This is a genomic window from Methylobacter sp. BlB1, assembly GCF_015476545.1.
In the GTDB taxonomy this organism is placed as follows: Bacteria; Pseudomonadota; Gammaproteobacteria; order Methylococcales; family Methylomonadaceae; genus Methylobacter.
In genome coordinates this window covers 1-19,498 of the sequence record NZ_JADMKV010000022.1, presented here as the reverse complement: position 1 = coordinate 19,498, position 19,498 = coordinate 1, and the positions used below count along the sequence as shown (strand labels likewise).

Genomic DNA, 19,498 nt, shown 5'->3' with positions numbered 1-19,498 from the left:
GGATGAAGAGCGGCACGTTTTTTTGGCATGACTATGAGACATTCGGAACAGACCCGCGGAGAGACAGGCCTGTTCAGTTTGCCGGTATTCGGACCGATTATGATTTCAATATTGTAGACGACCCTCTCGTCGTTTATTGCCAACCATCGGCAGATTCACTGCCGCATCCTGACGCCTGTGTTATCACAGGAATTACCCCTCAATTTGCCGAGCAGAAAGGCATTTGCGAAGCGGAATTCACGCGACTGATTCATCAGCAGTTGTCTCAGCCTAATACCTGCACTGTCGGCTATAACAGTATCCGTTTCGATGACGAAGTAACGCGCAATTGCCTTTACCGAAATTTTTATGATCCTTATGCGCGTGAATGGCAAAATGGCAATTCACGCTGGGATCTGATCGATCTGGTCAGGGCTGCGCGTGCTCTGCGTCCTGATGGTATACACTGGCCAGTTAATGAAGATGGAAGACCCTGTTTCAGGCTCGAAGAATTAACCCAAGCGAATGGTATTGAACATTCAGCTGCGCATGATGCGCTTTCCGATGTGTATGCCACTATAGCGATAGCCAGGTTAGTTAGAAAAGCCCAGCCAAAACTGTATCAGTTTTTACTGCAGCATCGGATTAAATCCGAGGTGCTTAATTTGCTGCAACTCGGCAGCTTTAAACCGCTTGTGCATATTTCGGGCAAATACGCAGCGGCCAAGAATTGTCTTGCTGTCATTTTACCTGTCTGCAAGCATCCGACCAACAGTAATGGCATCATTGCTTACGATCTTTCTATAGATCCTGAACCGATGCTGTCGTTATCTGTCGAAGAAATTCAGCAGAGGATCTTTACAGCAACCGGTGAATTGCCGGAAGGCGTTGAAAGAATACCGCTAAAAACGGTTCATATTAATAAATGTCCCGTGCTGGCTCCGGTGTCTGTTATCAAGCCGAATGATGCGGAGCGGCTGGAAATCGACCTGGCTTTCTGCTATGCCAATATTGAAAAGATTAAGGCGGCAACTAACCTGGAAGCGAAACTTTCGGCCGTTTTTAGCCACGACTACGCAGAGCAGGAATATGATCCGGACTTGGCGCTTTATAGCGGCGGTTTTTTCTCTGAATCAGATAAACAAAAAATGGCGAGAATCAGGGGTATGGCGCCGGATCAATTGGCAAAAGCGGTTTTTGATTTTTCCGATGCTCGCTTGCCGGAGATGCTATTTAGATACCGGGCGCGCAATTATCCGAAAACTCTAACTCATGAAGAGACGCAGAGATGGCATGAGTTTTGTAGAAACCGGTTAACTGGCGGACGGGCTGGGGCCGGGATTCTGCTTGGTGAATATTTCAATCGCCTTGAAGAACTTAAAGGTAATGAAAATATTAACCCGGATATAATCACAGCACTGGAAGTATACGCTTTCGAGAAAATGGAACGGTTCGGCGTTAAGTTAGTTTGATGAAAGGCTCTGCAAAATTAATTTCATATTCAATTGTATCAGTCAAGATAACTATTCCGCTCATAAGCTTGGATTAAGAATGCGCTAACTGATGCCAGCTGCGTGGAGTTGGCATATAATGGGTGGTTCAGTTTATATGTTTCCATAAGGAAGTTAATCACATGAAGAAAATTATTTTATTTCCAGCTTTACTGTTCTTTTTTGCTTCGGCTGTTAATGCGCACGGTCCTGTGCGCCAGAAAGCTGAAGAAGAAATCACCATCAATGCGCCTGCCGAAAAAGTCTGGGGCATCATTAAAGACTTTGGCGATATGTCATGGCACCCCGGCATCAAGGATACCAAAGCCGATAAAGGCAACGATAAAGGTTCAGTCCGTGTTCTGACTTTGAAAGACGGCGGTACTATTACCGAAGAATTGAAAAAGCATGACGACAAAAAAATGACGTATGCTTATAAAATCACTGAAATGAGCACAGCGAAAACCATTACTCATGCCGGCGCTGAAGAGAAAGTGCCTGTTTTGCCAGTTGACAACTATGCGGCCAGCATTGAGGTAGAAGGCAAAGGCAATACATCGGTTGTATCCTGGAAAGCGGGTTATTACCGCGCTTACATGAACAACAATCCGCCTGCGGAAATGAATGAAGAAGCTGCTAACACGGCTGTGACGGCTATTTTAAAATCAGGTTTGGAAAATCTGAAAACCTTAGCTGAAAAGTAAGGGTTTACGCGTGTTCCGAGTGAACCACATGGCTGTAGCGATGGCGGTCGCTACAGCCTTCTTATCAGCATCGGTTATGGCGGAGCCTTTCGCCTATATCAGTAATCAATTGGCAGACAGCGTTTCCATTATCGACACGAAAAAAGGTACAGTAGTCGATACGATTGCCGTTGCCGGCAAGCCTGCCGGTGTTGCCGTTGCACCGGACGGTAACAGAATTTATGTCAGCGCTCCGGAAGCGAGAGGCTTTGCTGTTCTGGATGCAGTAAAACGCAGAGTTATTTCTGAAGTCGCCGTCGGCGATGGTGCTTTAGGCATTGCTACGGCGCCGGACGGCAAGCGCATCTATGTGGCGGATTGGTATAAGAATACCGTATCAGTGATTGATGCCGATAGTTTGAAAATCGTAGAAACCATTGTCGTGGGCAAATCGCCCTCCGGCTTGATGGTGAGTCCTGATAATCGCTGGTTATATGTCGCTAACCGGTTGGATGATTCAGTCTCGCAGATCGATCTGGACAAATTGACGATCAGAAATACTACAAAGGTTGGCGCGCATCCATTTGGTCTGACTGTCGATAGCAAAGGCGAGCGCATTTATGTCGCTAATGTGGAAAGCGATGATGTAACGGTATTGGAAAAAAGCCATCTAAAACGCATTGCGGCAGTCAAAGTAAATAGCCGGCCTTATGCTGCGACCCTGGCGAAGGGCGACAGTCTTTTGTTTGTCACCAATCAGGATGACGGCTCGGTTTCGGTCATTGATACCGCCACATTAAAAGAAATCGCCCTGATTGATGTCGGCGATAAACCGGAAGGCATTTATACGCATCCGGATGATCGGCATGTTTATGTGGCGAACTGGTTCGACAGCAATGTTTCCGTGATCGACGCACAGACATTGGAAGTGGTTGATACGATCCAGACCGGCGAAGGTAGTCGCGCGTTCGGTCAATTCATCGCCAAGTAACATGGCTTCGGATAAGTGCCGGAAAATTGCTGAACTATTGTTTCAAGTGGAAGTTCAGTTGCGACAGCTGAATTATTGGCAGGGTGCTTTACCTCCGGTTGAGGCGCTTTCGAGTGAACTGCCTTTTAGCTGCGATACTTTGGATTTCCCTCAATGGTTGCAATTTATATTTCTGCCAAGAATGCGGGCATTAATCGAACATGCAGCACCGTTGCCGACTGCTTGCGCTATTGCGCCTTATGCCGAGGAATATTTCAGACATGATGCCAATCTACAAACTTTATTGGCGCATTTGGCCGAAATTGATACACTGCTCACCGATTTGTAATAACGTGGAGCTAATATGGCTGAAACTGTAGATGAATTGACTGTAACTTATGAAGATGGCGGGATTGAGACAGTCAAAGAGCTGGATAAAAAAGTGCTGACCAAAGGTGCCTGGGCTACGGTCATGTTCCGTTATCAGGATTGGGATCGCGCCAAAGGGGAATATGGCCCTGATAAATATACCATTCGCCGCTATCAGAAACGCAACGGCGAATACCAGCAAAAATCAAAATTCAATATTTCCAGTAAGGAGCAGGCAAAGGGTATTATTGAGGCGCTGGAAGCGTGGATAGAAAAAGAATAGTCCCAGAGCCACTGGTTGTAGGCTAATTAATCCAGCCATTCGATAATATGATCTTCCAGATCATCAACCTCTGATTCCCTTATCGCATAACTACTGATTGAGATACCTGCTTCCTGCACGCTTTCGGCATTTCCTGAAACCAGAGGATGCCAGTCAGGAAGCTCTCCGCCATCATTGAGCAAACGGTAGGCGCAGGTTGATGGTAGCCAATTGTATGCAGTAAAGCCGGGCTGTCTTAAATCAATGCACTCGGGCACTACAGTGAAGCGGTCGGCGTAGTGGGTGCATCGGCAAGTTTCCAGGTCTATCTGGTCGCAAGCGGCGCTGGTGAAATAGATATCGCCGGTATCTTCGTCTTCCAGCTTGTTCAGGCAACATCTGCCGCAGTTATCGCACAACGACTCCCATTCTTCGGCCGTCATTTCAATCAGTTTTTTGGTTTTCCAGAAGCTCATAAATGTATTCTTTCCATTAAATAACACAGGCAGTCCTGCCTGATCACATGTTCATCCAGTGTCAGCATGGAAGGCATGGTGTTATTTCGGTTTATCAATAAATCGCCGTTTTCAATAGAGAAACATTTTTCAGTCACATCATTTCCGGATTCATCCTGAGCGATGAGCGGTATCAGCGAGTTGAATCTGGAAGTTCCCCATACAGTACCGGCTGGAATCTCGGTAAAGTTCATACGTTCAAGGTCTTCATTCAGCAAAAGATCGGCATCGGTTCGGTTAAAGCTGAAATTAATTTTTTCATGCACTTTAACCTGGGCGATCGTATGAAAAAGGTCAATATCCTGAGGCTGAACTTGATGCAACGGTAATGCGGCAAGATTCAGGCAACTGTTCAGGTATTCAAGCACATGTTCGATACCATAGTGTTGGCCGGGGCGGCCGCACTCCAGAGTAACAGCCGGGCATATTTCCGCGAATGCGGCTGTTTGTACGCCTTTAGGCCGGATAAAGTAGACAACCAGCCGGCCGAATAAGGAGGCCAGTTGTAGAAACGGGTTATCCAGCCTAGTGACACAGGCATAATGAGGGTTTAATCCGGTATTGTTATGTATATCGACGCTGGCAAAAACACGGCGCTTCTTCATGATCGAGACAATTTCCTTTGCCATTTCGGTTTCCGCGCAATCAGGCAGCTCGGTACCGGGCCATATGCGGTTGTAATCAGGCTGGTTATCAAGTCTTCGCAAGTTTTTACTGGCGGCGCTGATATTGCCGAAGAAAATGGACAGTGAGCGCGGCAAAGGCTGGTTTTGATATTTTTTCAGCAGTAGTTGCAGTGCGAAAAGTCCTGTCGATTCATTGCCATGCAGCAAAATTGATACAAATAGAGGTTCGGCATGTCGGCCCGCCAAATGAATCAGGGTTGGCTTGGGCAATATTCTGTGCAAACTTTCCGGCGTGGCTTCCAGCAGGCCATCGGGCAAGTAATCCAATTGATTAAGGCTCAATGTTTTCACGCTAAGGTCCAAGTGCTGACAGGGTTGCCGCTATTTTGATTTTTAAGGTAATTTCGCATCATCTCCGTGAAATCATGATCGTGTTCGTGGATATACTGGCGCTGCCATTGAGAGCCATTTTGCCTATGGGCGATACGTTGACGGATAATATCCAGATAAGTGTCGATATCGGTACGGCGAATGCCCAAAGTTTCCAGACCTGACGTCGCTCTGGGTAAAAGTTCTGTTTCAAATAAGTGAGGCAGACGCTGTTTATGGCCGTCGAACCAGATGATATGGCTGTCCAAGCCGAAACGGGCTGCCTTATAAAAATTATCCCTGGCCTGGGCAAACGGCAATGGCCAGCCTTTGGTTACGATTTCATCGCAGATGCTTTGGGCCAGACCATAGTAAAACGCCGCGTTGGCGATCGAATCGATCACGCTGGGGCCGGAAGCGGGTGTTCTATGTTCTACCCGGATATGCGGTGTGCCGTCTCCATCGAAACCGACTAATGGCCTATTCCAGCGCCAGATGGTGCCGTTATGCAGACGCAAGTGTGCGAAGGCTTCGATGGCGGAGTCCTGCTCGACAGGCAATAACACAGGAAAGTGATCAAGATTTTCCTGAAAGCATTCGATGATAGAGTGTCTTGCGTAGTCAGATCCGAAGCTGACGCGTTTGATCGGGCCATGCGAGGCGCCTGAATAGCCGCCGGATTCAACAGACTGTTCGAACAGGGGAATACGTGATTCATGCCAGAGCTCTCTGCCGAACAAGAAAGGAGCGTTGGCGCATAACGCGACAACTGGGGCTGACGCAATGATCGAAGCGTTATAAAAATGATGTGCGATGCTTAGCGGCAGCTGGATATGCAATTGAAATGATGTGGTGGCTGACTCTATCATCACGTCGTCATGGTCGAATTTCAGGTGTTCCGCACCATTGATATCGATGTGTATCGGCCTGCCGCGGGCATGCAGCACTTGCTCATTCAGGGCGCGATACCTGTTCATGTTTGACATATTGCTCAGATTCAAGTCCGACTGTTTTAAAGTCGGCAGAATGCCAATCATGACAACGTTGCTGCCTAGGGCTTCCGCGTGCTGACAGGCTTCTGCCCAAGTTGTCTGCAACTGCTCGTGCAGGCGGCTGAAAACATCATCGGTTAAAGGTGCAGGCGTGCTGTTGAATTCTATATTGAATTTGGCGAGTTCCGCCGAAGCCCACGGATGGTTGAACGTAGTCAGATAATTTTCATTAGTCGGTGATGGGCGCATGTTTTCATCGACCAGCCAGGCTTCAATTTCGAAGCCGGCCACAGGCTGATGGGTGGAACAGGCATTCTGTTCAATTAATTGGCTGAGCAGATGAGTCTCCTGCTTGAGCTTTTGATAAAAGCGCTCGAAGTTCTTCTCATCAAATTGCTCTAAAGAGATTTCCTGGCCCATGATTGCACCAAATCAAGCAAAGTTAAATCATCATACGTCGGTTCAAAGCTCACATCAATGTGATTGGCAATGGATGAAAAAGTGCCATTAACCTTGAACTTCCAGTAATTCCCATACTGGCTTGATATGGGGAGGGAGAGGGGCGAGCCGGCCTAACTCAACCCACTGATTTTCAGGATTGTGAAAGTCAGAACCTGCTGATCCCGCCAGCTCAAAGCGTGCGGCGTAGCCGGCAACCAATTTAATTTCATCGGCACTAATTCTGCTTGTTACAACCTCTATACCTTGGCCGCCAGCTTCCTTGAAAGCGGTCAACAGCCGTTTCATCCAGTTGGCCGTCAGCTTGTAACGCAACGGATGAGCCAAGACGGCAATGCCGCCTGACTCGGTGATCCAATTGATCGCCTGCTCCAGTTCGGCCCAGGGTGTGGATACATAGGCCGGTTTACCCCGGGCCAGATAACGGTCGAAAGCTTCCTGCTGCGTTGACACGTGGTGCTGTGACAGCAGGAAGTCAGCAAAATGGGTGCGTGTGATCATGCTGTCGCCAGCAGCTCGCTTGACAGCTTCGAATGCGCCGGGAATACGTTTTTTCTCGAGTTTCTGGGCGATTTTTTCAGCGCGTTCCAGACGCACGGTTTGCAGGTTCTGAGTGGCTTGAGCCAATGGGCCATAATCAGGATTGATCCCCAGACCGACTATATGAAAACATTTGTCGTGCCAGCTGGTGGAAAGTTCAATGCCAGATATCAGCTTGATGCCGCTTGCAGCCGCCGCAGCCCGGGCTTCGGCTAGTCCGGCTGTCGTATCGTGATCGGTCAAAGCCAGTGAGGTAACGCCTTGCTCATGGGCGCGTTTTATGAGTTCCGTTGGCGATAATGCACCATCGGAAGCCGTTGAGTGACAGTGCAGATCGTATATTTCAGCCATGACTATTGATAATCCCCATAAAGCTTGGCGTAAAGACCTTTTTGATTGATTAAAGTTTCATGACGGCCTTGTTCGCAAATACTGCCGCCTTCAAATACATAGACATGATCGGCTTGTTTTACGGCGCTCAGGCGATGCGCAATAATGATGGTTGTGCGGCCTTTCAGGAAATCGGCGAGGGCTTGATGCAATTTATGTTCTGTTTCGCTATCGAGTGCCGAAGTGGCCTCGTCAAGTATCACGACTTTAGGATTGGCGACTATCATCCGCGCGATGGCCATGCGTTGCCGTTGGCCGCCGGAAAGCCGCATGCCATGACGGCCGACTACCGTATCCAAACCTTTTTCCAGGTCGCTGACCGTGTCTTTTAATTGCGCGATCGCCAGTGCATGCCATAATTCGGCATCGGTAGCGGATCTGCCCAGTGTCAGGTTGGCGCGGATGGTATCGTTGAACAGAATAGGCTGCTGCAGGACGGTTACGACATTTTCCCGGACAACCTCAAGGCCGATATGATCGATGGGGACATCGTCAAAATAAATCCGGCCGCCGCTGGACGGATAGAGACCGATGAGCGTTTGTATCAGTGTGGATTTGCCGCCGCCGCTGGCGCCGACCAGCGCTACTTTTTCGCCGGCTTTGATTTCCAGATTGATGCCGTTCAGTATTTGCTCATCACCATAGCTGAAGTGCAGATTGTCGACGCGTATGGAGACGGTTTTTTTATTCAGGAACGGATTTTCCAGATGCGGGTAATGGGGTTCCTGCTGCAGCGCATTCAGGCGGTTGATACGTCTTAGAGCGGCTTTGGCCGCGTAAAACGCATACTGAATATTCAGTACTTCCTGGACCGGAGCCATCATAAACCAGAGGTAGCCGAATACGGCAAGCATTTCGCCTATGCTAAGGTCGGAATAGAAAACCATGAGCATGGCGCAGGCGCGAAACACATCGAAGCCGAATAGAAATACCAGAAAGCTCATCCGGTTGGCCGCATCGCTTTTCCAGGCAAAGATCATTGAATAATCCTTCACCGAGCGGGCCGATTCGATCAGCTGTTGACAATAATGCTTCTCGCGATTGCTGGCGCGGATTTGATGAATCGCTTCCAGCGTTTCGGTTAACGATTGCTGAAATACTTCATAAGCGGAATTTTCCTTGGCTTTCAGATCCTTGACACGTGATCCGACGACACGCGTGAAATAGATCACGACAGGATTTAATAATAAAATAAACAAACCCAGCTGCCAGTGCATCCATAGCAGGATGCCGGCTGTGCCGATGATGGTCAGGGCGGCTATCAGCAATTTGCTGATGGTAGAGCCTATGAAGGTATCAATCGTATCCAGATCAGTCACCAGGTGCGTGACCACAGTGCCTGTTCCCAGGTTTTCGTATTCGGACATGGAAATCGTCTGCAGACGCCTGATCAGATTCTTACGGATACGAAAAATGATATCTTTGGAAATAAAGGAGAATTGCCGGGCTTGAATGATGTTGAAAATAATCGCAAAAATGCGCAGCAGCAGGCTTGCCAGCAAAACGGCCGCAATATAAAGGATCGGCGTGTGCCAGTGGGCCGGCGTCAGCGAATTGATGAATGCGATGGTCATGCCGGGCTTGTTCAGCAGGACTTCGTCGACCAGCAGCGGCATCAGCAAAGGAACCGGTACGCTGGCGATAGTCGCCAGAATCGCGATCAGATGCGCATTGATCAGTTGTTTTTTGTGCTCTGAAACGATTTGAAAGATATAATCCCAGCCGTAATATTGCGTGGCCTGTTTTGAGGGATGCTTTGTTTGCACGATAGGTATGATGCGTTCTATAAACCCCACATTATATCTGTCTGACATCTTTAAGAAAATAACTAAAACTGTTGTTAAAAATTATGAAGAAGAAATACCGGTGCGGATATTTGTTATTAATGTGCGTGCTGACCTTGCCAGTTAACGTATCGGGAAATACACTGGAACAGCAACGAGCTGATTTTCTGCAAGCGGAAAAGTTGATTGCCCAAGGAAAGGACGAGGCATTTTGGGACCTCGCCCCGTCTTTAAAAAGCTATCCTTTGTATCCGTATCTGCACTATCAGTGGCTAAAGAATAATTTGCATCAGACAAGCGGAATTCTGGGATTTTTATCGGAATACAAAGATACACGTTATGCCGATTTGTTAAGGTCTCAATGGCTGAGCTACTTGGCTCAGCATGAAAACTGGCACGAATTTCTTCAACATTATCAGTCAGGCGGCAACAGCGCGCTGGAATGCCAGTTTTACTGGGCCAAATATCTGACGGGCGACATTCAACTGGCATTGAATGAAGCAAAGCGCCTGTGGACAGTGGCGAAGTCTCTGCCTAAGGAATGCGATGCATTGACGTCAGCATTGATCAAGTCGCCGCTTTTTACGCAGGAGTTGATCTGGCAACGCTTCGAATTGGCATTGCGGAAAGATAATGTCCAGCTGGCGGAGTATCTGAAGCGTTTATTAACGGATCAGGCTATTGCCGATGTATGGCTGCAAATTCATAAAAAGCCCGAGCTAATAGGAAGCGATACTTTAGGGATCAACCCGGACCAGCAGGGTGGGCGTATCTTTGCGCATGCTGTCGACAGAATGGCCAAAACAGATCCCGAGTTGGCGATGCAAATCTGGGACAGCAGGAAATACAATTTCGCTATAGATGCGCAAACGGACCAGCGAATCGAACGAAGACTCGCACTGGCCCTGGCATTCAATAAGAACAAAAAAGCCTATGATCGTCTGAGCCGGTTGGGCAATGTCGATGCGGAGGTCAGGGAATGGAAAGCCAGAGCCGCCTTGCTCGAACAGAATTGGCAACATGTTGCCGATGCGCTGGCGGGCTTGACGGATCAGGAGCGGCTGGAGCCCCGATGGCAGTACTGGCAAGCTCGCGCACTGGCTAAAACGGGCGATGTGTTGCAGGCACAGACTATCTACAATCATCTTGCTGAAGACCGGAGTTTTTACGGCTTTCTTGCAGCCGATACCGTCAGCAAGCCTTATCAGTTAACCGATAAACCTGTTTTTCTGTCAGGGAATGAGCTTGAGGCACTGGCCGAAGAAAATGACTTTAAAATAGCCCGGGAGCTCGATTTTCTGGGGCGTATGCCAGAAGCGCAACGGCAATGGTGGTTTGCCGTCAAAAAACTGCCCAAAGAGCGCTTGATGACTGCGGCCAAATTGGCTCAACAGTGGCAATGGAATCAAGTGGCTATTTTTACGCTGGCTAAGGCCGATTACTGGGATGACATGGGGCTACGGTTCCCGGTCAATTATCTCAATGAAGTCAGCAATAATGCGAATAGACACAATCTTGATCCGGCTGTAATTTTCGGCCTCATTCGCCAGGAGAGCGTGTTTGACAGGTATGCCGAGTCGCCGGTCGGCGCCAGAGGACTTATGCAGATTATGCCGAAAACGGGCCAGCAAATTGCACGGGACCTTCGTGAGAATTGGCAATCCGAGGCAAGCCTGTTTGATCCCGGCATTAATGTCAAATACGGTTCCTTTTATTACAGACAACTGTTGGACCGATTTAACGGTCATTTCGCACTGGCAACTGCCGCTTATAATGCAGGGCCCAGGCGGGTAGGACAGTGGCTGCCTAGCGGCGAGATTGTGCCGGCGGACATATGGATAGAGACCATCCCGTTTAAGGAAACCCGAAAATATGTATCTTCAGTGCTTGCTTACATCATGATTTATCAGGAGCGTATGCACAGGAAAGCGCTCAGGATAAAAGATTTCATGCTGGATGTGCTACCGGGCTAAAAATTGAGCTGATTTTTTTTGGTGTCTGTTAGATAATGCGCGTTTGATGCAAGAATAATTATTATTAACTTAGGTACATAAATATTATGGAGAAACAGCATAGTTTTACGCGCGAAGAATTATTGAAGTCCGGTAGGGGGGAGCTATACGGGCCGAAAAATGCGCAATTGCCTCTACCAAATATGCTAATGATGGACCGGATTACCCATATATCGGATGAAGGCGGCGCTTACGGGAAGGGCGAAATTATTGCTGAGCTGGATATAACTCCTGATTTATGGTTTTTTGCTTGCCATTTCCAAGGCGATCCGGTGATGCCGGGCTGCTTGGGATTAGATGCCATGTGGCAATTGATAGGCTTCTATTTGTGCTGGATGGGCGGACCAGGTAAAGGACGGGCTTTAGGTGTAGGTGAAGTTAAATTTACTGGGCAGGTTTTGCCGACCGCTAAAAAAGTGATTTACCGAGTCAATCTGAAAAGAGTAATAATGCGGAAGTTGGTTATGGGTATCGCTGATGCCACTATGGAAGTTGACGGTAAAGTAATTTACGAAGCTACCGATTTGCGGGTTGGTTTATTTACTTCTACAGAAGATTTCTAGAGGCTATTGTAATGAAAAGAGTCGTGGTAACCGGTTTAGGCATCGTTTCCAGCATCGGCAATAACCGAAATGAGGTTGTAAATTCCTTAAAAGAAGGGCGTTCTGGAATCGTTTTTGCCGATGTTTATAAAGAACTTGGCTTTCGCAGTCATGTTCATGGGCCTGTCAATATAGATCAGGACGAATTTATAGACCGTAAAATAAAACGTTTTATGGGCGATGGTGCTGCATTTAATTATATTGCCATGCAGCAGGCTATTGATGATGCAGGTCTTGCGGAGTCGGATGTATCAAATGTCAGGACCGGTCTGGTAATGGGATCAGGCGGCCCTTCAACCTCGAATCTCGTGGATGCGGCAGATATTCTGCGCGAGAAAGGCATTAAAAAAGTAGGCCCTTATATGGTGACCCGGACCATGTCCAGCACCAATACGGCTTGTCTGGCGACACCTTTTAAAATCAAAGGCGTCAATTACTCCATCAGCTCCGCCTGTGCAACCAGTGCTCACTGTATCGGCCATGCCATGGAATTGATCCAGATGGGTAAGCAGGATATTGTGTTTGCCGGCGGCGGCGAAGAAGTGCACTGGACCATGTCCGTCCTGTTCGATGCGATGGGCGCACTGTCAGCCAAGTACAACGATACGCCGACGACAGCTTCAAGGCCTTATGATGAAACCCGCGACGGTTTCGTTATTTCCGGCGGCGGCGGTGTGTTGGTCATCGAGGAGCTGGAACATGCCAAAGCCCGCGGCGCCAAGATCTATGCCGAACTGACAGGTTACGGCGCAACCTCTGATGGTTATGATATGGTTCAGCCTTCAGGCGAAGGCGCTGTGCGCTGCATGCAGCAGGCGCTGGCAACTGTGCATGACAAGATCGATTACATCAATGCACATGGTACCAGTACGCCCGTTGGCGATACCAGAGAATTGGAAGCCCTGCGTACCGTATTCGGCGCCGGCAATGTGCCATGGGTCAGCTCAACGAAGTCCCTGACAGGTCACGCATTAGGTGCAGCCGGTGTTAATGAGGCCATTTATTCTTTATTGATGATGGAAGAAAACTTCCTGAGCGCTTCAGCCAATATCACGCATCTGGATCCGAATGCGGAAGGTATTCCCATCGTGCGCGAACGGCAGGATGATGTCACGCTAAATACCATCATGTCGAACAGTTTCGGCTTCGGCGGAACCAACGCAACCTTAATTTTCCAACGTTACAACGGCTAACGTGTTCCATCCGGGGTTCCGATGAACCCCGGCCTTTATTTCGTCTTTCTAAGTCAATGTTATTCTGACCATGTCAGATCCAGATCAAAAATCCAGAACCCAATTTAATAAATTACAGAAACGTTTGCGCCATGCTGTAGGCGATGCAATTGCCGACTATAACATGATCGAAAACGGCGATAAGATCATGGTGTGCTTATCCGGCGGCAAGGATTCCTATACTTTGTTGGATATTCTGCTCAATCTGCGGAAGACGGCTCCCGTTGAATTCGAACTGGTCGCCGTCAATCTGGATCAGAAACAGCCGGGCTTCCCCGAGCATGTATTGCCGGAATATCTTGAATCCATCGGCGTTCCTTATCACATTATCGAAAGGGATACTTACAGCATCGTCAAGCGCATCATTCCTGAAGGCAGCACAACCTGCGGTCTTTGTTCACGGTTACGGCGAGGCGCCTTGTATGGTTACGCGGAAGCCAACGGTATTACCAAAATAGCGTTGGGCCACCATCGCGACGATATTCTTGAAACTTTCTTCCTGAATATTTTTTATGGAGGCAAGCTGAAAGCCATGCCGCCCAAACTGCTCAGTGATGACAGGAAAAATATCGTGATCCGGCCGCTGGCCTATTGCCGCGAGAAAGATATTGAACGGTTTGCTGCATTCAAGAAATTCCCGATCATTCCTTGCAATCTGTGCGGCTCTCAGGAGAACCTGCAGCGGCAGGCCATGAAAGTCATGCTGAAAGGCTGGGACAAACAGTTTCCAGGACGGTTGGAAACCATCTTTACCAGCCTGCAGAACGTGGCGCCTTCGCAATTGGCCGATACGCAGTTGTTCGATTTTGCGGGGCTGAAACGCGGCGAGTCTACTGGAGAGGAAGAACAGGTCATTTCATTTAATGCCGGGTTGGATATATTAGCTCAATAAGGGCTATGGCAATCATCGTTCTTTTTACAGACTTTGGGCCGACCGGGCCGTATACCGGGCAAATGGAGGTTGTGCTGCGGCAAATGGCGCCAGCGCATCCGGTTATTGATCTGCTCAGTAATGCGCCTATTGCTAATCCTCGCGCTAGTTCTTACTTGCTGGCCGCTTTGCGGCACAGCTTCCCGAAAGGCAGCATTTTTCTGACGGTGATCGATCCCGGCGTCGGCAGCGAACGCAAAGCGGTAGTTTTGCAAGCCGACGGCCAGTATTTTGTCGGCCCCGATAATGGTCTGTTAAATACGGTCGCCGTGCAATCCCGACAGGTGCAGTGGTTTGAAATTGTCTGGCGTCCCGAACAGTGTTCGATGAGCTTTCATGGCAGGGATTTATTTGCGCCTGTCGCGGCGAGGCTGGCCTGTGATGCCGCAGACGATTTATTGAGGCCGTCTGCCAGGCACGATCTGGACGCCTGGCCTGTAGATTTGGCTGAAGTGATCTATTTTGATCATTACGGCAATGCCATGACCGGTTTGCGCTATCATGAAGGGCTGGCGGGCAAGTCGTTGATGGTTAATGGCATTGTTATGGAACAGGCCGATACTTTTAGCGCTGTCGCCGAACATCAGGCTTTCTGGTATAAAAACTCCAGCGGCCTGGTTGAAATAGCCGTCAATAAAGGCAATGCGAGGCAGCTTGGCCTTGATGTAGGTGCTGTCATTTCTTTCGGCAAATAACACACCTGCCGATATTCACAGACATTCGCTCATGATCGAATCATCTAATCGCTGGCAGTTCTGGATAGACAGGGGCGGGACCTTTACCGATATCGTGGCCCACAGTCCTGAAGGCGGGCTTGTCAGCCGGAAACTCCTGTCCGAAAATCCGGAACGCTATCAGGATGCTGCTATACAAGGCATGCGTGAAATACTGGGCGTTAAGGATGGGGTGTTGCCCGGTGAAATGATAGAGGCGGTAAAAATGGGCACAACGGTAGGGACCAATGCCTTGCTGGAGCGTCATGGCGAGCCGACCGCTTTGATCATAACCCGTGGCTTTAAGGATTGTTTGCGCATCGGTTACCAGAACCGTCCCGATATTTTTGCCTTGAACATCCAGTTGCCTGAACAGCTCTATCGAAGCGTCACGGAAATCGACGAGCGGGTTAGCGCCCAGGGCGATATTCTGGTTGCTCTCGATAAACAACAAGCCAGACAGCAATTGCAGGCTGTTTACGATGCCGGTTTTCGCTCCATAGCCATCGTGCTGATGCATGCCTGGAGGTATCCGGTTCACGAACGGTTATTGCAGGATTTGGCTGAAGAAATCGGTTTCCCGCAAATATCAGTATCGCATCAGGTCAGTCCCTTGATGAAGATTGTCGGCCGGGGCGATACGACGGTCGTTGATGCCTATCTGTCGCCGTTGCTCAGGCGCTACGTCAAACAGGTGGCCGATGGCATTAATGGTAATAGTCATGCGGCCCGCCTGCTGTTCATGCAGTCAAACGGCGGTTTGACCGATGCTGCAAGTTTTCAAGGCAAAGACAGCATTCTCTCGGGGCCGGCCGGCGGCATAGTCGGCGCAGTGGCTGTTTCAGCCAGGGCTGGGTTTGATAAGATCATTGCTTTTGACATGGGGGGGACATCCACTGATGTCGCTCATTATGCCGGTGAATATGAGCGTAGTTTTGAAACGGAAGTGGCGGGCGTACGGATGCGTGCGCCAATGATGCATATTCATACCGTTGCTGCGGGCGGCGGCTCGATTCTGCATTTCGAAGCGGGACGCTATCGGGTAGGGCCCGATTCCGCCGGAGCCAATCCGGGGCCCGCTGGCTATCGTCGCGGCGGCCCTTTAACCGTTACCGACGCCAATATTTTGCTCGGCAAGCTGCCGTTATTTCCCCATGTTTTTGGCCCCGAGGGTAATCTGCCATTGGATCAGGATCGAGTCAGGCAGTTGTTCACCGAATTGGCGGACCAGATAAATGCAAAGACCGGCAACAATAGAACACCCGAACAGGTTGCGGAAGGATTTTTGGCCATTGCAGTTGAAAACATGGCGGCCGCGATTAAAAAAATATCGGTACAGAAAGGCTATGATGTCTCCCAATACAGTTTATGCTGTTATGGCGCGGCCAGCGGCCAGCATGCCTGTGCGGTTGCTGATAGATTGGGCGTTCAGCGTATTCTGTTGCATCCGCTGGCCGGCGTCTTGTCGGCTTACGGCATGGGGCTGGCCGATGTCAGACTGCTAAAAGAACAGGCGCTGGAACTGCCGTGGCAGGAAACTTCGCTGGCCGATTTGCAATCGATTATAGCGGACCTTGAACAGCGCGGCCGCCAGGAGATGCTGGCGCAGTATGTCGATGCGGCTCACATTAAAGCAATCGGCCGCCTGCGCCTTCGTTTTCAAGGCACCGACACGGCTTTACCGGTCGTGTTTGCCGATAAGGAAACAATGCTCAATGAGTTTCGAAGCAAATACAGGCAGCAATTCGGTTTTGTTTATCAGGGCAAACCGCTGGTGATCGAAGCAGCTTCGGTGGAAATCATCGGGGTCAATGAACAGGTCGAGGATCGGCAGTTTTATGCGGAGCATCCGCATGATCAGCCGTTGTTCCTCACGCGCGTATTCATGCAGAATGACTTTCACCAAGCGCCGGTTTACCGTAGAGAGCAACTGCAGGCCGGCGTTCCGATACCGGGGCCCGCCATTATTATCGAGCCGACTTCGACTATCGTCATCGAGCCGGATTGGCAGGGCGAAATGACTGCTCAGCAGGATTTGATCCTGACGCGCGTACAAACCAAAGTCCGGCAGAACATTCTGGCATCATCGACACCTGATCCGGTGATGCTGGAGATATTCAACAAACTGTTCATGTCCATTGCCGAGCAGATGGGCTTTGTGCTGCAAAATACCGCATATTCGGTCAACATCAAGGAACGACTGGATTTTTCCTGCGCCATTTTTGACGGAAAAGGGCAATTGGTTGCCAATGCACCCCATATTCCTGTGCATCTGGGATCAATGGGTGAAAGCGTTCAGTCTTTGCTGCGGGCCGAGCGCGCCACCATGCAGGAAGGCGATGTTTATCTGCTGAATTCACCCTATCATGGCGGAACGCATCTGCCTGATATTACGGTCGTGACACCGGTTTATAGAGACAACGAGCTATTGTTTTTTGTCGCTTCCCGAGGACATCATGCCGACGTCGGCGGTATCACGCCCGGCTCAATGCCCCCGCATAGTCGGGAAATAGAAGAGGAAGGCGTGCTCAGCAGCGGTATGAAGATTGTCAGCAGAGGGCATTTTCAGGAGCATCTCATTCGAAACTGGCTGTTGTCAGGAAAGTATCCTGCACGCAATCCGGAACAAAATATAGCCGATCTGCAGGCTCAGATTGCCGCCAATCAAAAAGGGCTGCAGGAGCTCAAAAACATAGTCGACAGCTATTCGCTGGCTACGGTCCGGGCCTACATGCAGCATGTGCAGGACAATGCCGAAGCGGCGGTGCGCTATGTCCTGAAGTCGCTACCAGGTGGACAGTTTGTTTACAGTATGGATGACGGCGCCGAAATCGCCGTAGCTATCACCGTAAATCGGAAAGCCGGAACAGCGATAATCGATTTCAGCGGCACTTCCAAACAGTCGGCAACTAACTTCAACGCGCCGTCAGCCGTTTGTAAAGCCGCCGTGCTGTATGTGTTCAGAACCTTAGTGCAGCATGACATCCCGCTGAATGCAGGCTGTCTGAAACCGCTGGAACTCATTATTCCGGAAGGTTCGCTGTTAAATCCGCATTATCCTGCGGCAGTTGTCGCAGGCAACGTCGAAACCTCGCAATATATTGTCGATGCTTTATATGGCGCATTAGGCGTATTGGCAGGATCGCAAGGCACAATGAATAACCTGACTTTCGGCAATGCCCAATACCAGTACTACGAGACGATCTGTGGCGGTGCGGGAGCTGGCGCTGATTTTGACGGTTGCGATGCCGTTCATACGCACATGACCAATTCCCGCATAACCGATCCTGAGGTGCTGGAGTGGCGGTTTCCGGTTTTATTGGAAGAGTTCTCAATGAGAGCAGGCAGCGGCGGCACCGGCAGGCATAAAGGCGGCAATGGCGTGCAGCGCAGGATCAGATTCATGGAGCCTATGACTGTCAGTGTTTTATCCAGTCACCGGTTCAAACCCACATTTGCAGTCAACGGCGCAGAACCGGGGAAATGCGGCAAAAATACCGTTATCCGGAAAAACGGCACAATAGAATGTTTACCGGGCTGTGCACAAATTGAGGCTCAAGCTGGTGATGCAATCCAAATTGAAACTCCAGGAGGAGGCGGTTATGGATGATTTTCAATTTTGAGCCAGATTTTGAGCTAAAAAACTGACGAAAAAGGTTGCTTTTTAAAGTGGTTGGGTTAATATATACAGATCGCGGAGAGATGGCTGAGTGGTTTAAGGCAGCGGTCTTGAAAACCGTCGTGGGTTTGTAGCCCACCCAGAGTTCGAATCTCTGTCTCTCCGCCATTCACTATTTATAAATCAATAATTTACGTCTCTTTTCTGGTTTCTACCCACCATTTTACCCACCATGCAGCATCGGATTTTGGCGGACAATACCGAACAATTAGGCGGCAATCGTTGCAGTTAAACATCTGTAATCAACAATAAACCGCACCAACCATCCCAACGTAACCCGGCCATAAAACCAGCCTGCCGGCTTTCTGGTCAGATCGATGCAGAACCACCAGGCATAAAAAAACCGGTGCCCTTGCGGGATACCGGCTGATATGGGATTTCCCATAACCATTAAGATGCAGGATTTCCTATATCATCACCACTCACCTCTAGAGTGAACCCCTAAACATCAGGACTCAACAACGTTTCTTATCCACGAATAAAGAACGTCTAAATTATCGTCTGGAAGCTGCAGCAAGGCATCCATAATGCCAAGCAGGCGTTCAAATTCAAACTGACTTAATCCGTAGTCTTCGGCTGTGTCACCATCTTCGTTAAAGCGTTTTGGGAATGGGATTATGTTTGATTGGTTTGGGTTTTCGTTATTGGTCACGCTGTATCCTTATTTCTGATGAATCAATGTTTTTTGCAATGCCTTTGCCGGAAAGATATCTCACAATGTATTGCTGTGATAAACCGCGACAATTCGGCTGTCCTTTGATTATCTCAGGCCAGCCTTTTATGGCGGCGATGATGTTTGCCAGGACAAGTGTAGACATCACTTTATCGGTGATGCCAGTAAGTTCTTTGTATGCATCCAGCCCTACCATCTAGCGCTATTTCTGCTTTAGCGTTTCAATAA

At 49.2% G+C, this 19,498-nt stretch carries 18 protein-coding genes and 1 tRNA gene; 12 read left to right on the top strand and 7 right to left on the bottom strand.

Going from position 1 to position 19,498, the window contains the following annotated elements; all coding sequences use genetic code 11:
- Positions 1–2: 2 nt before the first annotated feature.
- The 5 genes from sbcB (at position 3) to IT781_RS10365 (ending at position 3,774) form a co-directional block, all read left to right on the top strand.
- Positions 3–1,451 (top strand): exodeoxyribonuclease I, encoded by a 1,449-nt coding sequence (sbcB, locus tag IT781_RS10385; RefSeq protein WP_194970086.1) that lies wholly within the window; start codon positions 3–5, stop codon positions 1,449–1,451.
- A 161-nt stretch (positions 1,452–1,612) separates the two neighbouring features.
- Positions 1,613–2,173 (top strand): SRPBCC family protein, encoded by a 561-nt coding sequence (locus IT781_RS10380; RefSeq protein WP_194970085.1) that lies wholly within the window; start codon positions 1,613–1,615, stop codon positions 2,171–2,173.
- A 28-nt stretch (positions 2,174–2,201) separates the two neighbouring features.
- A complete protein-coding gene (locus IT781_RS10375) occupies positions 2,202–3,143 on the top strand; it encodes a beta-propeller fold lactonase family protein (RefSeq protein WP_228779066.1) in 942 nt (313 codons plus the stop codon).
- 1 nt (position 3,144) lies between these two features.
- Positions 3,145–3,471: a YqcC family protein gene (locus IT781_RS10370; RefSeq protein WP_194970084.1), complete on the top strand. Its 327-nt coding sequence runs from the start codon at positions 3,145–3,147 to the stop codon at positions 3,469–3,471.
- 15 nt (positions 3,472–3,486) lie between these two features.
- The gene (locus IT781_RS10365; protein WP_194970083.1) at positions 3,487–3,774 is read left to right on the top strand and encodes a hypothetical protein; all 288 of its coding nucleotides are present in this window, start codon (positions 3,487–3,489) and stop codon (positions 3,772–3,774) included.
- Between the two features lie 26 nt (positions 3,775–3,800).
- Here IT781_RS10365 and IT781_RS10360 read toward each other — a convergent pair whose 3' ends face one another.
- The 5 genes from IT781_RS10360 to IT781_RS10340 form a co-directional block, all read right to left on the bottom strand.
- Positions 3,801–4,229, bottom strand: coding sequence for a YcgN family cysteine cluster protein (locus IT781_RS10360; protein ID WP_194970082.1), 429 nt, complete (start codon positions 4,227–4,229; stop codon positions 3,801–3,803).
- Positions 4,226–5,236 (bottom strand): M14 family metallopeptidase, encoded by a 1,011-nt coding sequence (locus IT781_RS10355; RefSeq protein WP_228779071.1) that lies wholly within the window; start codon positions 5,234–5,236, stop codon positions 4,226–4,228. The genes IT781_RS10360 and IT781_RS10355 overlap by 4 nt, the downstream gene beginning before the upstream one ends.
- A gap of 5 nt (positions 5,237–5,241) precedes the next feature.
- Positions 5,242–6,675 carry a glutamate--cysteine ligase gene (locus IT781_RS10350; RefSeq protein WP_194970080.1) on the bottom strand — a complete coding sequence of 478 codons (1,434 nt, stop codon included), beginning with the start codon at positions 6,673–6,675 and terminating at the stop codon, positions 5,242–5,244.
- A gap of 87 nt (positions 6,676–6,762) precedes the next feature.
- Positions 6,763–7,605 carry a PHP domain-containing protein gene (locus IT781_RS10345; protein WP_194970079.1) on the bottom strand — a complete coding sequence of 281 codons (843 nt, stop codon included), beginning with the start codon at positions 7,603–7,605 and terminating at the stop codon, positions 6,763–6,765.
- A 2-nt stretch (positions 7,606–7,607) separates the two neighbouring features.
- On the bottom strand, positions 7,608–9,260 hold the full coding sequence (locus IT781_RS10340) for an ABC transporter ATP-binding protein (RefSeq protein WP_228779070.1): 1,653 nt from the start codon (positions 9,258–9,260) through the stop codon (positions 7,608–7,610).
- Between the two features lie 233 nt (positions 9,261–9,493).
- Between IT781_RS10340 and IT781_RS10335 the strand changes: the two genes are divergently transcribed.
- From IT781_RS10335 to IT781_RS10305, 7 genes are all read left to right on the top strand, one after another.
- On the top strand, positions 9,494–11,401 hold the full coding sequence (locus tag IT781_RS10335) for a transglycosylase SLT domain-containing protein (protein WP_228779065.1): 1,908 nt from the start codon (positions 9,494–9,496) through the stop codon (positions 11,399–11,401).
- Positions 11,402–11,487: 86 nt separating this feature from the next.
- The gene (gene fabA / locus IT781_RS10330; protein ID WP_194970078.1) at positions 11,488–12,003 is read left to right on the top strand and encodes a 3-hydroxyacyl-[acyl-carrier-protein] dehydratase FabA; all 516 of its coding nucleotides are present in this window, start codon (positions 11,488–11,490) and stop codon (positions 12,001–12,003) included.
- A gap of 11 nt (positions 12,004–12,014) precedes the next feature.
- A complete protein-coding gene (gene fabB / locus IT781_RS10325; RefSeq protein WP_194970077.1) occupies positions 12,015–13,235 on the top strand; it encodes a beta-ketoacyl-ACP synthase I in 1,221 nt (406 codons plus the stop codon).
- Positions 13,236–13,305: 70 nt separating this feature from the next.
- Complete coding sequence (ttcA, locus tag IT781_RS10320) at positions 13,306–14,166, top strand: tRNA 2-thiocytidine(32) synthetase TtcA (protein ID WP_194970076.1); 861 nt, start codon at positions 13,306–13,308, stop codon at positions 14,164–14,166.
- A 5-nt stretch (positions 14,167–14,171) separates the two neighbouring features.
- Positions 14,172–14,900, top strand: coding sequence for an S-adenosyl-l-methionine hydroxide adenosyltransferase family protein (locus IT781_RS10315; protein WP_194970075.1), 729 nt, complete (start codon positions 14,172–14,174; stop codon positions 14,898–14,900).
- Positions 14,901–14,931: 31 nt separating this feature from the next.
- Complete coding sequence (locus IT781_RS10310) at positions 14,932–18,528, top strand: hydantoinase B/oxoprolinase family protein (RefSeq protein WP_194970074.1); 3,597 nt, start codon at positions 14,932–14,934, stop codon at positions 18,526–18,528.
- A gap of 86 nt (positions 18,529–18,614) precedes the next feature.
- Positions 18,615–18,705, top strand: a tRNA-Ser gene (locus IT781_RS10305).
- 340 nt (positions 18,706–19,045) lie between these two features.
- On the opposite strand, the gene IT781_RS10300 is transcribed toward IT781_RS10305, so the two are convergent.
- Together IT781_RS10300 and IT781_RS10295 are read right to left on the bottom strand one after the other, a co-directional pair.
- Entirely contained in the window at positions 19,046–19,249 is a 204-nt protein-coding gene (locus IT781_RS10300) for a hypothetical protein (RefSeq protein ID WP_194970073.1), read from the bottom strand.
- Positions 19,239–19,466 carry a hypothetical protein gene (locus tag IT781_RS10295; RefSeq protein ID WP_194970072.1) on the bottom strand — a complete coding sequence of 76 codons (228 nt, stop codon included), beginning with the start codon at positions 19,464–19,466 and terminating at the stop codon, positions 19,239–19,241. The genes IT781_RS10300 and IT781_RS10295 overlap by 11 nt, the downstream gene beginning before the upstream one ends.
- Positions 19,467–19,498 lie beyond the last annotated feature (32 nt).

Excerpts from the sequence above, each read along its gene's own strand:
- IT781_RS10380 (WP_194970085.1), top strand. The coding sequence starts at position 1,613 with ATGAAGAAAATTATTTTATTTCCAGCTTTACTGTTCTTTTTTGCTTCG.
- IT781_RS10295 (WP_194970072.1), bottom strand. The coding sequence starts at position 19,466 with ATGGTAGGGCTGGATGCATACAAAGAACTTACTGGCATCACCGATAAA.
- fabB (WP_194970077.1), top strand. The coding sequence starts at position 12,015 with ATGAAAAGAGTCGTGGTAACCGGTTTAGGCATCGTTTCCAGCATCGGC.
- IT781_RS10315 (WP_194970075.1), top strand. The coding sequence starts at position 14,172 with ATGGCAATCATCGTTCTTTTTACAGACTTTGGGCCGACCGGGCCGTAT.
- IT781_RS10370 (WP_194970084.1), top strand. The coding sequence starts at position 3,145 with ATGGCTTCGGATAAGTGCCGGAAAATTGCTGAACTATTGTTTCAAGTG.
- IT781_RS10360 (WP_194970082.1), bottom strand. The coding sequence starts at position 4,229 with ATGAGCTTCTGGAAAACCAAAAAACTGATTGAAATGACGGCCGAAGAA.
- fabA (WP_194970078.1), top strand. The coding sequence starts at position 11,488 with ATGGAGAAACAGCATAGTTTTACGCGCGAAGAATTATTGAAGTCCGGT.
- IT781_RS10310 (WP_194970074.1), top strand. The coding sequence starts at position 14,932 with ATGATCGAATCATCTAATCGCTGGCAGTTCTGGATAGACAGGGGCGGG.
- sbcB (WP_194970086.1), top strand. The coding sequence starts at position 3 with ATGAAGAGCGGCACGTTTTTTTGGCATGACTATGAGACATTCGGAACA.
- IT781_RS10345 (WP_194970079.1), bottom strand. The coding sequence starts at position 7,605 with ATGGCTGAAATATACGATCTGCACTGTCACTCAACGGCTTCCGATGGT.
- IT781_RS10335 (WP_228779065.1), top strand. The coding sequence starts at position 9,494 with ATGAAGAAGAAATACCGGTGCGGATATTTGTTATTAATGTGCGTGCTG.
- IT781_RS10350 (WP_194970080.1), bottom strand. The coding sequence starts at position 6,675 with ATGGGCCAGGAAATCTCTTTAGAGCAATTTGATGAGAAGAACTTCGAG.
- IT781_RS10375 (WP_228779066.1), top strand. The coding sequence starts at position 2,202 with ATGGCTGTAGCGATGGCGGTCGCTACAGCCTTCTTATCAGCATCGGTT.
- IT781_RS10365 (WP_194970083.1), top strand. The coding sequence starts at position 3,487 with ATGGCTGAAACTGTAGATGAATTGACTGTAACTTATGAAGATGGCGGG.
- IT781_RS10340 (WP_228779070.1), bottom strand. The coding sequence starts at position 9,260 with ATGCCGCTGCTGGTCGACGAAGTCCTGCTGAACAAGCCCGGCATGACC.
- ttcA (WP_194970076.1), top strand. The coding sequence starts at position 13,306 with ATGTCAGATCCAGATCAAAAATCCAGAACCCAATTTAATAAATTACAG.